This is a genomic window from Centipeda sp. (in: firmicutes) (assembly GCF_057271695.1).
Genome location: NZ_DBHIVL010000022.1, coordinates 21,013 through 32,944 on the forward strand (window position 1 = coordinate 21,013; position 11,932 = coordinate 32,944).

At 54.6% G+C, this 11,932-nt stretch carries 12 protein-coding genes; all 12 read left to right on the forward strand.

The window, feature by feature from the left end; all coding sequences use genetic code 11:
• Positions 1 to 29 precede the first annotated feature (29 nt).
• The 12 genes from ACO6BQ_RS05070 (at position 30) to rlmD (ending at position 11,866) form a co-directional block, all read left to right on the forward strand.
• Positions 30 to 1,073 (forward strand): hypothetical protein, encoded by a 1,044-nt coding sequence (locus ACO6BQ_RS05070; RefSeq protein ID WP_489119828.1) that lies wholly within the window; start codon positions 30 to 32, stop codon positions 1,071 to 1,073.
• 8 nt (positions 1,074 to 1,081) lie between these two features.
• Complete coding sequence (locus ACO6BQ_RS05075) at positions 1,082 to 1,930, forward strand: NYN domain-containing protein (RefSeq protein WP_489119829.1); 849 nt, start codon at positions 1,082 to 1,084, stop codon at positions 1,928 to 1,930.
• Between the two features lie 14 nt (positions 1,931 to 1,944).
• Positions 1,945 to 2,352: a DUF3783 domain-containing protein gene (locus tag ACO6BQ_RS05080; RefSeq protein WP_489119830.1), complete on the forward strand. Its 408-nt coding sequence runs from the start codon at positions 1,945 to 1,947 to the stop codon at positions 2,350 to 2,352.
• Positions 2,349 to 3,290 carry an ABC transporter substrate-binding protein gene (locus tag ACO6BQ_RS05085; RefSeq protein WP_489119831.1) on the forward strand — a complete coding sequence of 314 codons (942 nt, stop codon included), beginning with the start codon at positions 2,349 to 2,351 and terminating at the stop codon, positions 3,288 to 3,290. Before ACO6BQ_RS05080 ends, ACO6BQ_RS05085 begins: the two co-directional genes overlap by 4 nt.
• On the forward strand, positions 3,290 to 4,744 hold the full coding sequence (locus ACO6BQ_RS05090) for an aminotransferase class I/II-fold pyridoxal phosphate-dependent enzyme (RefSeq protein WP_489119832.1): 1,455 nt from the start codon (positions 3,290 to 3,292) through the stop codon (positions 4,742 to 4,744). The genes ACO6BQ_RS05085 and ACO6BQ_RS05090 overlap by 1 nt, the downstream gene beginning before the upstream one ends.
• Before the next feature lie 2 nt (positions 4,745 to 4,746).
• On the forward strand, positions 4,747 to 5,607 hold the full coding sequence (gene speE / locus ACO6BQ_RS05095; RefSeq protein ID WP_489119833.1) for a polyamine aminopropyltransferase: 861 nt from the start codon (positions 4,747 to 4,749) through the stop codon (positions 5,605 to 5,607).
• Positions 5,588 to 6,469, forward strand: a complete 882-nt coding sequence (speB, locus tag ACO6BQ_RS05100; protein ID WP_489119834.1) for an agmatinase — start codon at positions 5,588 to 5,590, stop codon at positions 6,467 to 6,469. The genes speE and speB overlap by 20 nt, the downstream gene beginning before the upstream one ends.
• A gap of 71 nt (positions 6,470 to 6,540) precedes the next feature.
• Positions 6,541 to 6,831 (forward strand): Asp-tRNA(Asn)/Glu-tRNA(Gln) amidotransferase subunit GatC, encoded by a 291-nt coding sequence (gene gatC / locus ACO6BQ_RS05105; protein ID WP_489119835.1) that lies wholly within the window; start codon positions 6,541 to 6,543, stop codon positions 6,829 to 6,831.
• Between the two features lie 12 nt (positions 6,832 to 6,843).
• On the forward strand, positions 6,844 to 8,310 hold the full coding sequence (gene gatA / locus ACO6BQ_RS05110; protein ID WP_489119836.1) for an Asp-tRNA(Asn)/Glu-tRNA(Gln) amidotransferase subunit GatA: 1,467 nt from the start codon (positions 6,844 to 6,846) through the stop codon (positions 8,308 to 8,310).
• A complete protein-coding gene (gene gatB / locus ACO6BQ_RS05115; RefSeq protein WP_489119837.1) occupies positions 8,307 to 9,746 on the forward strand; it encodes an Asp-tRNA(Asn)/Glu-tRNA(Gln) amidotransferase subunit GatB in 1,440 nt (479 codons plus the stop codon). Before gatA ends, gatB begins: the two co-directional genes overlap by 4 nt.
• A 57-nt stretch (positions 9,747 to 9,803) precedes the next feature.
• A complete protein-coding gene (locus tag ACO6BQ_RS05120) occupies positions 9,804 to 10,472 on the forward strand; it encodes an HAD family hydrolase (protein ID WP_489119838.1) in 669 nt (222 codons plus the stop codon).
• On the forward strand, positions 10,469 to 11,866 hold the full coding sequence (gene rlmD, locus ACO6BQ_RS05125) for a 23S rRNA (uracil(1939)-C(5))-methyltransferase RlmD (RefSeq protein ID WP_489119839.1): 1,398 nt from the start codon (positions 10,469 to 10,471) through the stop codon (positions 11,864 to 11,866). The genes ACO6BQ_RS05120 and rlmD overlap by 4 nt, the downstream gene beginning before the upstream one ends.
• The last annotated feature ends 66 nt before the right edge of the window (positions 11,867 to 11,932 follow it).

An 11,932-nucleotide genomic window follows, 5' to 3' on the forward strand; every position in this document is an offset into this window, starting at 1 on the left:
CGGTGTTGCGAGAAAGGGAGGGGATTCTGATGATGAGTCGTGCGATGAAATTGAAGATCGCGTGTGCGACACTGCTCGGCGTTCTGTTTGTGTTTGCAGGGCTTTTCTGGTATTTCCGCATCTATACGAAGACGCCGGAGTATGCGCTGCATTCCATTGAAACCGCATTGGAGCAGCATGATGAGACTCTGTTTTTGCGCCATGTACGGCTGGATGATGTGCTGAACTCCGGCTATGACGACTTTATGATGGGGACGATGGACGCCGAATTCGGGCATTCGCGCGAGTCGGCTGCGGCACTCGAGGATTTCTCCAAGATGCTCAAGCCCGCATTTATCAAGATGCTTCAGGATGCAGTACATACGCGCCTGACAACTGGCATGTGGCCCTCGGCGACGCCGGCGGAGGATGGAGCAGATACGGAAAATATTCTCTCCCGCATCGGCGTGCGTGATCTGGAGTTCCGTGAGATTTCCAATTTGACACTGCACGAGGACACGCAGACAGCAGAGGCGGATCTCCTTGTCCATCAGGGCGAGGCGGATACGGATTTTACATTCAAAATTTTGCTCAAGCCCTCGGAGGATGGGGATTGGCAGGTCATTTCCATTCAGAATCTGCATGAATATGCAGGTGTCCTGGAACAGGCACGACGTCGCCGTATTGCCACCTATCTCGAAGAAAGCAATGCGATCATCGAGCGACACGATCAGACATCAGCGGCGGCACAGCTCAGGCTTTATTCTGCGCTCGGTGCAGGTGCTCTCGGCAGTCAGGCAACACGCGATATGGCACGTCAGATCATGGAGCAGGAGATCCTTGCCGACTGGCAGGAGCGCAAAAATGAGCTGGAAGCCGTTTCCGCTCCACGCAGTATGCAGAGTCTGCATCAGCTGCGGCTCAAGATCTGTGATCTGCACATCGCCTATGCACAGGGCTACGCAGCATGGATGACGGACAAGAATGCGGCGACCATTCGCGCTGCCGAAAACAGTCTGCGTCAGGCAGAGGTGCTTGAGGTGGAGGCGGCATTTCTCGTGCAGCGTGCAAAGCGCTCATTCAATATGGAGTGAGGAGTGAGATGATGCTCGACTCGAGCAATGATACGGTAGCGATTCTCTACGATATCGAGAACGCTCCGATTGAAATGCTTCAATATACCATCGATCAGGCACAGCGTTACCGCCCCTGCCGCATGATCGTCGTCTCGGACTGGGAAGCGCATCCTGAACAGAAGCGCTGGGATCAACTCATGCAGTATCCGGATTTTACCTTTCGGCAGATCAGTCGCACCTTTTACGGGAAAAATTCATTGGACTCGGCACTGTATGATTCAGCACAGATTCTCTACCAGGAGGGCGTGCGGAAGTACTTCATCATCACGACGGATTCGGATTTTGTGCGCATCGCGGAGTCTCTGAACGCCGAGGATCCATCCTATATCATCGGTGTCGGAACGAAACAGGCAAGCGAGGATCTGCGCAACGCATACAACGAGTTCTTTGTCTATCCTCCTGAGCCAAAGGAGCAAAGTACAAAGAAAAACAAAAAAGAACCGAAGACAGAGGTGAAGACGGTGGCAAAGAAAAAGTCATCCGAAGATAAGGGCGCAAAACAGAAGCCCGCACAGGAGCAGATGGCTAAGGCAGCGGAGCAGAAGAAACAGACGCCAAGCAGCAGCAAGAAGAAAGAGACACCGGACAAACCTGTCGAAGAGGCAGCGAAGGTGTCGGGCAAAACAAAAAAGAAGCAGCCACAAAAGCCGACATCCGGAGCGGAGAATGCACCTGCCACGGTCCCGACAGGGTTTCTGACGGTGCGGCTGCCAAAGACGCTGCGTGCCTCTCTAGAGCAAAAAATGTTGGAGGAGGAGGTCTCTCTCGACGAGCTTGTGACCTATCTCCTGATGCGCGGACTCGCAGTAAAGTAATGGGAAAACCCGCAATGAAAAAAGAAGAGCGCGTGCTGCTCTATCAATTTCCAACAGAGCAGATTTCATTGGCGCAGGAAGTTCTTCGCACACTCGGCATCCGTGTTCAGATTCTTCCTGCGGACGCGTGGCGCGAGAAGGTCGGCTATCTGCTCGGCCGCAAGGGCTTCAAAGCGTCGTCGATACAGAGCACGGATGTTTTTGAATTTCCGCATCGTCTCATACTGTTCGAGAATATTCAGGGCAAACGTCTGACAAAAGTTCTCGAAGCACTGCAGGATGCGGGCGTTCCGCGCATCACATATAAGTCGGCAATCACGCCGTACAATACGCTGTGGACACTGCGCTATCTGTGCGAACATATGGCGCGGGAGCATGCGCCATCCGCCCAAGGCTCGGGTGGGGAAGGAGATATCGGATGAAGAGATTACTTGCTGCGGCACTTTCTGCTTTGCTCCTTCTCGCGGCAGGCTGTGGGTCGGAATCGCAGCCAAAGGAGGCAAAGCTCTCGAAGATCACCATCGGTCTGATGCCGGATACGGATTCCATCCCGTTCATCATCGCCGTAGAGCGTGGATACTTTGCGGAGGAGGGTGTCGAGGTCGAGCTCGTCCCCTTCAAGAGTGCGATGGAGCGGGATGCGGCTCTCCAGAGCGGCAATCTCGATGGTGCAATCTCTGATCTTCTCGCGGTTATCTTTGCACGCTCGGGCGGCTTTGCCCTGCACGCGACCTCCTACACGGACGGAAATTATAATCTCGTTGCGGGCGGCAATACGGGCATCTCAACTGCCCCTGATCTGCACGGCAAGGAGATCGCCATCTCACGCAATACCGTCATCGAGTATGTGACGGATGAGATCCTCGCGGTGAACGGGTTGGACGAGCGGGCGGTCTCCAAGGTCGTTATTCCGCAGATTCCCGTACGACTTGAGATGCTGCAGAGCGGAAATCTCGCGGCGGCGGTTCTTCCGGAGCCAATGGCAAGCGTTGCCGTTGCCTCCGGAAGTCACTACGTCACGCGATCGGGAGAGCTCGGCATAAATCCCGGTGTCATTGTATTTTCCGATTCTGCCATCAACGAGAAAGCGGATTCCATTCGCGCCATGTACCGCGCTTACAACAAGTCCGTGGAATATCTGAATCATGCGCCGCGTGCGGAATACATCGATCTTGTCATGGAAAAAAGCGGCTTCCCTGCCCCCGCGCGTGATGCCCTCGAACTCAAGCCCTACCGTCCTGCGGGACTTCCCGCTGAGAAGGACGTAGAGAAGGCGGTATACTGGGTGAAGCATAAGGATCTTGCGGGAGACTATCTCTATGACGAGCTCGTGTCCAAACTTCTCGTGGAGGAGAAATAATGCCGTACCTCTCGCAGACGAGCGCACCCATTCAGGAGGCTCTTGAGCGAATGAAGCGTGCGCGCCTCGTACCCTTCGATGTACCTGGACATAAGCGCGGGCGCGGCAATCCCGAGCTTGCCGCATTTCTTGGAAGCGCGTGTTTGGATGTCGATGTCAACTCGATGAAGATACTGGACAATCTCTGTCATCCCGTCTCTGTGATACGCGATGCGGAGCTCCTTGCGGCGGAGGCATTTCGTGCCGCACACGCATTCTTTATGGTGAGCGGGACGACGGGCTCGGTACAGGCGATGGTGCTCTCGGCGGTGGGACGCGGCGATAAGATCATTATGCCGCGCAATGTCCATCGGAGCGCAATCAACGCCCTGATTCTCTGTGGTGCAATTCCGATCTATGTGAATCCTGGTATTGACGATGTCCTCGGCATTGCACTTGGAATGCGTGTGGAGGATGTGGCAGCAGCGATTGCACGCCATCCGGATGCAAAGGCGGTCTTTGTCAACAATCCGACGTATTATGGAATCTGCTCCGACCTCCGCACGATCACGGAGCTTGCACATGCCCATGGAATGAAGGTGCTCGTGGACGAGGCACACGGCACACATCTGTATTTCAGTGACCGGCTTCCTGTCGCCGCGATGGATGCAGGCGCGGATATGGCGGCAATCAGTATGCACAAATCCGGCGGCTCGTTGACACAGAGCTCTCTCCTGCTCTGTTCGGACTCCATGCCGCTCGGCTATGTGCATCAGATCATCAATATCACGCAGACGACGAGCGCATCCTATCTGCTCCTCGTGAGCCTTGACATCAGTCGGCGGAATCTCGCCCTGCGTGGACGGGAGGTCATCGACAAGATCATCGACCTCGTTGCCTATGCACGCGACGAAATCAATGCCATCGGCGATTACTATGCCTATGGGCGTGAGCTGATCGACGGTGCCGCCGTTTTTGACTTCGACACGACGAAGCTGTCCATTTTCACCCGTCCGACAGGTCTTGCCGGCATCGAGGTCTATGACATCCTGCGCGATGACTATGATATCCAGACGGAGTTTGGAGATATTGCGAATCTGCTCGCCTATGTGTCGGTCGGGGATCGCCCGAAGGACATCGAACGCCTTGTTGCGGCACTCGCGGAGATCCGACGCAACTACCGCAAGGATCCATCCAAGACGCTCAAGATGGAGTATATCGACCCCGTTGTCGTCTGCGGGCCACAGGATGCGTTCTATGCGGAGAAAGAGTCCCTTCCGATTGCAAAGTCCTGTGGACGTATATGCAGTGAATTTGTCATGTGCTACCCGCCCGGCATTCCCATTCTTGCACCGGGAGAGCAGATCACGGAGGAAATCCTGACCTACATTCGCTATGCAAAGAAAAAGGGCTGCCAGATTACGGGGCCCGAGGATATGAGCATACAGTATCTCAATGTAATGACGGAGAGATAGATATGGAATTTTGGTATACAGAACAACATACGCCCGATGTGCGTCTTTCGATTCGCGTGAATCGTCAGATCTATAGCGGACAGAGCGAGTTTCAGCGCATCGATGTGTTCGAGTCGCCCGAGTTTGGGCGATTTTTGACGCTTGACGGCTATATGATGCTGACAGAGAAGGATGAGTTCATCTATCACGAGATGATTACCCACGTTCCCATATGCGTACATCCGGAGGCAGAGAACATTCTCGTGATTGGCGGCGGCGATGGGGGAACTGTGCGCGAGCTTCTGCGCTATCCTTCCATACGCCATATCGACCTCGTGGAGATCGATGAGATGGTGGTCGATGTCTGCCGTGAATACCTGCCATCGACTGCGTCATGTCTCTCGGATGAGCGCGTTCACATCCACTACGAGGACGGACTGCGCTTCGTACGCAAACCCATCGACACATACGACCTCATTATCGTGGACTCGACGGATCCATTCGGACCGGGGGAAGGTCTTTTCACGAAAGAGTTCTACGGGAACTGCTTCAAGGCACTCAAAGAGGACGGCATCATGATCAATCAGCATGAGAGCCCGTTTTACGAGCAGGATGCCTATGCAATGCAGCGCATGCACCAGCGCATTGTCCATTCATTTCCGCTCAGTCGTGTGTATCAGGTACACATACCGACCTATCCGTCGGGCCATTGGCTCTTCGGATTCTCGTCCAAGAACCGTCGCCCTGTTGAGGGCGTGGACTTTGCACATTGGAAGTCGCTCGGTATAAAGACACGCTATTACAACACACAGCTGCACGCAGCTGCATTTGCCCTGCCGAACTATGTGGAGGAGATACTCGAAGATGTGGAACCGCAACATTGAAACGTTTCTCGGATGTGACGGGACGTATGAGGACAGCCATATCGTGATCTTCGGCGCACCGTTTGACTCGACGACATCCTATCGCCCTGGAACACGCTTTGCTGCGCGTACCATGCGGGCAGAGTCCTACGGCCTGGAGACGTACAGCCCCTATCAGGATCTTGATCTTGAGGATGCACACGCATTTGACGGCGGCGATTTGGAGCTCCCATTCGGAGATACAAAGCGTGCGCTGGATATGATCCATACATTTACGAAGAATATTTTGACGGATGGTCGGCTTCCCTTTCTAATTGGCGGCGAACATCTTGTGAGCCTGCCTGCGATCAAGGCAGCGGCGGAAAAACACCCCGATCTTGCCGTGATTCATTTCGACGCGCATACGGATCTCAGAGACGAATATCTCGGCAATCACCTCTCCCATGCGACGGTAATCCGCCGTGTCTGGGATTTCCTCGGCGACGGACGCATTCATCAGTTTGGCATTCGCAGCGGTGAGCGTGCGGAGTGGCAGTGGGCACGCGAGGGGCATACGAATCTTCGCCCTTTTACATTTGCAGGGCTCTCCGAAGCCATCGCAGAGGTCAAGGATCGTCCCGTATATCTCACCATAGACCTCGATGTGCTCGACCCATCGGCATTTCCGGGAACGGGAACCCCCGAGGCGGGCGGCGTGACCTTTGTTGAACTCATGAAGGCAGCCCTTTCCGTGATTCGCGGATGTCATATCGTTGCCTGTGATATGGTCGAACTCTCGCCGCCGCTCGATCCGAGCGGTACATCAACGGCGACAGCACTCAAGCTCCTGCGGGAGATGATCCTTGCACTTGAGGCAGATTTTATCCGCCCGCAAACAGTATGAGGATTTCGTTTGATACCTGCGGAACGATTTGTTATAATGATTCGGATATGACAAAGAAAGACGGTGGAGGCATGAAGGTAACGGAACAGGAACTCACAACAACGGCGCATCTCTCGCGCCTTGCGATTCCTGTAGAGGAAAAAGAAGAAGCACTCAAAACATTGGGGGATTTTCTAACGTATGTGGATAATCTTTCCAATGTCGATACAGAGCATGTGCATCCGACGACGTATGCACTGCCCATCGAGAATGTCTTCCGTGCCGACGAGGTGCGCCCGTCCCTTTCCAATGAGGCGGCACTCTCGAATGCCCCTCTTGCAGAGGACGGCTATTTCAAAGTACCGAAGGTACTCGAAGGGTAAGGAGGAGCTGTTTTGAGTCTATATGAGAAACCGGCGCATATCCTGCATGATATGCTTACGCGCAAGGAGATTAGCGCACGCGAACTGACCGAAAACGTACTTTCGCGTATGGACGCGGTCGAAAACGAAGTCGGCGCATATCTTTTGGAAAACCGCGAGGATGCACTTGCTGCGTCAGACCGCGTGGACGCAAAGATCGCAGCGGGGGAGGAGATTCATCTCCTCGCGGGCATTCCGGGCGCAATTAAGGATAATATCTGTACAAAGGGCGTGCGTACAACAGCAGGATCAAAGATTCTGGAGAGCTTTGTTCCGCCCTACGATGCAACGGTTATGACAAAACTGCACGATGCGGACGCGGTCATCCTTGGCAAGGCAAATCTCGACGAGTTTGCAATGGGCGGCTCGACGGAGAACTCTGCCTATCACCCGACCCATAATCCGTGGGACACAGAGAGTGTCCCCGGCGGGTCTTCGGGCGGCAGTGCGGCGGCGGTTGCATCGGGGACGGCGATCTGGGCGCTTGGCAGCGATACGGGCGGCTCGATTCGTCAGCCCGCCTCGTTCTGCGGCATTGTCGGGCTGAAGCCGACCTATGGGCGCGTCTCCCGCTACGGACTTATGGCGTATGCCTCCTCCCTCGATCAGATCGGCCCCCTCACACGCGATGTCACGGATGCCGCGCATCTCATGAACGTCATTGCAGGGCACGATGTCATGGATTCGACGGCAAGCAGGGCAGATGTACCGGACTATACGAAAGCACTGCAGAATGACGTAAAGGGACTCAAGATCGGTCTGCCTAAGGAATACTTCATCTCGGGAATGGACAGCGATGTCGAAGCCTCTGTCCGCAAGGCGATTGCGGATGTTGAAGCGATGGGAGCGGAAGTGCGCGAGATTTCACTTCCGCACACGGACTATGCCGTCTCGACCTACTATTTGATCGCCCCCGCAGAGGCGGCGACCAACCTCGAGCGTTATGACGGTGTCAGCTACGGAGTGCGCGTCGATGGGGAAGATCTCGTCGACATGATGACGCGCACGCGCACGGAAAAATTCGGTGCGGAGGTCAAACGCCGCATCCTCATCGGCAACTATGCTCTTTCTGCGGGCTACTACGACGCATACTATCTCAAGGCACTCAAGGTGCGGACACTCATTCAGCAGGACTTTATGCGTGCCTTTGAGGAGGTCGATGTTATCATGACACCGACCGCACCGACCCCCGCCTATAAGATTGGTGAGATGACGAGCCCCCTGCAGATGTACCTGCAGGACATCTCGACCGTGCCTCTCAACCTCGCCGGCCTTCCCGGTATCTCCGTTCCCTGTGGCTTTACCGCAGCGGGACTTCCCATCGGACTGCAGATCATCGGACGTCCGCTCGCGGAGGAGACGATCCTGCGTGCGGCATATACCTATGAGCAGGCACATGATTTCCATACAAAAATGGCGCCGATTGGAGGAAGGGCATGAAATACGAAACCGTCATCGGTCTTGAGATTCACTGTGAACTCAAGACAAAGTCCAAGATTTTCTGCGGCTGTGCGACGAGCTTCGGCGCAGATCAGAACACGCATGTCTGTCCCGTTTGCCTTGGGCTTCCCGGTGTCCTGCCCGTTGTCAATCGTCAGGTCGTAAACTACGCCATCAAGGCGGGGCTTGCAACCAACTGTGAAATCAACGGGTACAGCAAGTTCGACCGCAAGAACTACTACTATCCCGACCTTCCGAAAAACTTTCAGACCTCACAGTTCGACCTCCCGATTGCGGAGCACGGCTGGGTGGATATTGACACGGAGGCGGGCAAGAAACGCATTCGTCTGACCCGTATCCACATGGAGGAGGATGCAGGGAAGCTCGTGCACTCCGGCACGACGATCAAGGACTCCTCCTCGTCCAACGTGGATTACAACCGTACGGGTGTCCCCCTGCTTGAAATTGTCTCCGAGCCGGATATGTCCTCGGCGGAAGAAGCGCGTGCCTACATGGAGAAGATCAAGACGATCATGGAGTACATCGATGTCTCCAACTGTCGCATGGAGGAGGGGAATCTCCGCGCAGACATCAACGTCTCTTTGCGTCCCGTCGGCTCGGACAAACTGGGCACGCGCACGGAGATGAAGAACATCAACTCCTTCAAGGCCCTTGAGGATGCCATCAACTACGAAATCGAGCGCCAGACCGAGGTGCTTGAAGACGGCGGTCACATCATTCAGGAAACGCGCACATGGGATCCCGAGCGCGGCATCACCCTCTCCATGCGCAGCAAGGAGGAGGCACATGACTACCGCTATATGCCGGAGCCTGATCTGCCGCCGATTGTGACGAGTGCAGAGGAGATCGAGGCGATCCGCAAGGAACTGCCCGAACTCCCCGATGCACGCCGTGCACGTCTGATGGACGAAGCCGGACTTTCTGCTTACGATGCGGGCATTATCACAAGCTCACGTGCGATGGCGGAGTACTATGATGCTATCACGGCGACAGGTGCGGACGCGAAACTCGCGGCAAACTGGCTGATGGGCGATCTCGCAAAGAACCTCAATGCTGAGGGCAAGACGATTGAGGACTCGCCCGTTGATGCAAAGCGTCTCGGTGAGATGATCCTGCTCATCTCGAAGGGGACGATTTCCTCGAAGATCGGCAAAACCGTATTCAAGGAAATGTGGACATCGCCCGATGCCCCCGAAAAGATCGTTGCGGACAAAGGGCTTGTCCAGATCACCGACACAAAGGAGATCGAGGATATTGTCGATCAGGTCATCGCAGCGAACGCAAAAGCCGTTGAGGACTATAAGGGCGGCAATAAGAAGGCAATCGGTGCGCTTGTCGGACAGGTGATGAAGCAGTCCAAGGGAAAGGCGAACCCACAGATGGTCAACGAACTCTTGGCAAAAAAACTCGGCTGAGACAAACAGCCTTTTCCGAAAGGGAAAGGCTGTTTTTGTCAAAGGGGGGGCATTTCCATGAACTATAAAGCCGCTGTATTTGATTTGGATGGAACGCTCGTCAACTCACTGGACGATCTGGCGGACAGTGCCAACGGCACACTTCGCGCACACAGCTTTCCCATGCATGAGGTGGAGGCATATCGCTATTTTGTCGGAGACGGAACACGAAAGCTGATGGAACGCATTCTCCCGCAGGAGTACGCTGCAGATACGACCTTTGTGGAGCAATTTATGTCGAAGTACAAGGATCGCTATGCGCGAAATCTTCTCCAAAAGACGAAGCCGTATGACGGCATTATGGAAATGCTTGCGGAGCTGCAGCGACGCGGTATTCCGATGGCAGTCTGCACAAACAAACATCAGTCTGCGGCAGAGATGATTGTGAAGACGCTTTTTCCGCATGGGATTTTTCAGGAAATCATCGGCGATCAGGAAGGACTGCCGCGTAAGCCCGACCCGCAAAAGGTGCTTCACATCATGAGAAATTTTGGGGTTACAGGAGAGCAGACCGCATATTTTGGCGATACAGACGTAGACATGGACACAGCACGCAATGCAGGAGCGTTTGCGGTCGGCGTTCTCTGGGGATTCCGACCAGAGGAGGAACTCGTGGCACATGGGGCGGATATTCTCCTGACACACCCGATGGAACTATTTGAAAAGGTGACGTTTGCAGAGCGATGAAACATAGAAAAACGATAAAGCAAGCCGCGCAGACGATTCCCGTCCGCAAAGAAGAGACCTATGAACTTCAAATTGACCGCCTTGGGACGAGCGGGGAGGGCGTCGGACGATACGAGAATTTTACCGTCTTTGTCCCGAATGCGCTCCCTGGCGAGAACGTCTTCGTCACCATAGAAGAAGTAAAAAGCAGCTATGCACGCGGACGCATCAAGCAGATCCTGCATGAGAGCGTCGATCGCGTTGTGCCGCGCTGTGAACTCTACGAGGAATGCGGCGGCTGTCAGCTCCAACACCTCTCCTATGAGGCTCAGCTGCGTACAAAACGTGCACAGGTCGTAGACGCATTGACCCATATCGGCAAGCTCCCGCAGATTCCCGTGATGGAAACGCTGCGTGCAGAAGAACCGTGGAACTATCGGAACAAGATGCAGTTTCCAATTGGACGAAATAGCGGAAAGATCATGATTGGCTGCTTTGCACAGGGCAGTCACAGGATTATCAATACGGAAAACTGCTATATCCAGCGTGCGGAGAACAACGACCTTGCAAATGCTGCACGCGAGATTGCAGAGCAGCTTCACATTCCGGTCTATAACGAGGACACCCACAAGGGCGTTCTGCGCCACATTGTCGGGCGCGTCGGATGCAGCAACGATCTCATGGCGGTCATTGTCACTGCAACAAAGCAGCTCCCATGTGCAAAGGAGTTCGTCCGCATGATGCGCGAGCGTCTGCCAAACCTCGTCAGTGTTCATCAGAATATCCAGACCTATCGCAACAACGTCATCATGGGACGCGACACACAGCTGCTCTGGGGACGACCGACCATCATCGATTCTTTGGGACGGCTGAACTTCCACATCTCCCCGCGCTCCTTCTTTCAGGTCAATACAAGACAGGCAGAACGCCTTTACGAGCAGGCACTCGCCTATGCCGACCTGCATGGGACAGAGACTGTCATCGACGCCTATTGCGGCACGGGAACGATAACGCTGTTTCTTGCCCAAAAAGCGCGAAAGGTCTACGGAATCGAAATCGTACAGCCCGCCATCCTCGACGCACGGAAAAATGCACGCGACAACCATGTAAAGAATGCCGAGTTCATCGTGGGCGATGCGACCGCCGTCATGCCGGCACTCTACAAGCAGGGGATTCGCCCCGATGTTGTCGTCGTCGACCCGCCGCGTGCCGGCTGCACCGAAACCGTCCTTCGTACCTTCGCCAACATGAAGCCACAGCGCATCGTCTACGTCTCCTGCAATCCTGCCACACTTGCGCGCGACCTCGCTATTCTGCAAGAACTCGGTTATCTTGCGCAGGAAGTTCAGCCGGTGGATCTCTTTCCACAGACATCGCATGTCGAGAACGTTTGCCTGCTGAGAAAACAAAAATAAATGAAAGAGACAAAGGTTGAAAGTACAGCCGGTAAATAAAGGCACACGAAAACAGGTCACAGAGTG

Bases quoted from the DNA above. Each gene is read 5' to 3' on its own strand.
- ACO6BQ_RS05075 (WP_489119829.1), top strand. From the start codon at position 1,082: ATGATGCTCGACTCGAGCAATGATACGGTAGCGATTCTCTACGATATC.
- ACO6BQ_RS05085 (WP_489119831.1), top strand. From the start codon at position 2,349: ATGAAGAGATTACTTGCTGCGGCACTTTCTGCTTTGCTCCTTCTCGCG.
- rlmD (WP_489119839.1), top strand. From the start codon at position 10,469: ATGAAACATAGAAAAACGATAAAGCAAGCCGCGCAGACGATTCCCGTC.
- ACO6BQ_RS05080 (WP_489119830.1), top strand. From the start codon at position 1,945: ATGAAAAAAGAAGAGCGCGTGCTGCTCTATCAATTTCCAACAGAGCAG.
- ACO6BQ_RS05120 (WP_489119838.1), top strand. From the start codon at position 9,804: ATGAACTATAAAGCCGCTGTATTTGATTTGGATGGAACGCTCGTCAAC.
- gatB (WP_489119837.1), top strand. From the start codon at position 8,307: ATGAAATACGAAACCGTCATCGGTCTTGAGATTCACTGTGAACTCAAG.
- gatC (WP_489119835.1), top strand. From the start codon at position 6,541: ATGAAGGTAACGGAACAGGAACTCACAACAACGGCGCATCTCTCGCGC.
- speB (WP_489119834.1), top strand. From the start codon at position 5,588: ATGTGGAACCGCAACATTGAAACGTTTCTCGGATGTGACGGGACGTAT.
- speE (WP_489119833.1), top strand. From the start codon at position 4,747: ATGGAATTTTGGTATACAGAACAACATACGCCCGATGTGCGTCTTTCG.
- ACO6BQ_RS05090 (WP_489119832.1), top strand. From the start codon at position 3,290: ATGCCGTACCTCTCGCAGACGAGCGCACCCATTCAGGAGGCTCTTGAG.
- ACO6BQ_RS05070 (WP_489119828.1), top strand. From the start codon at position 30: ATGATGAGTCGTGCGATGAAATTGAAGATCGCGTGTGCGACACTGCTC.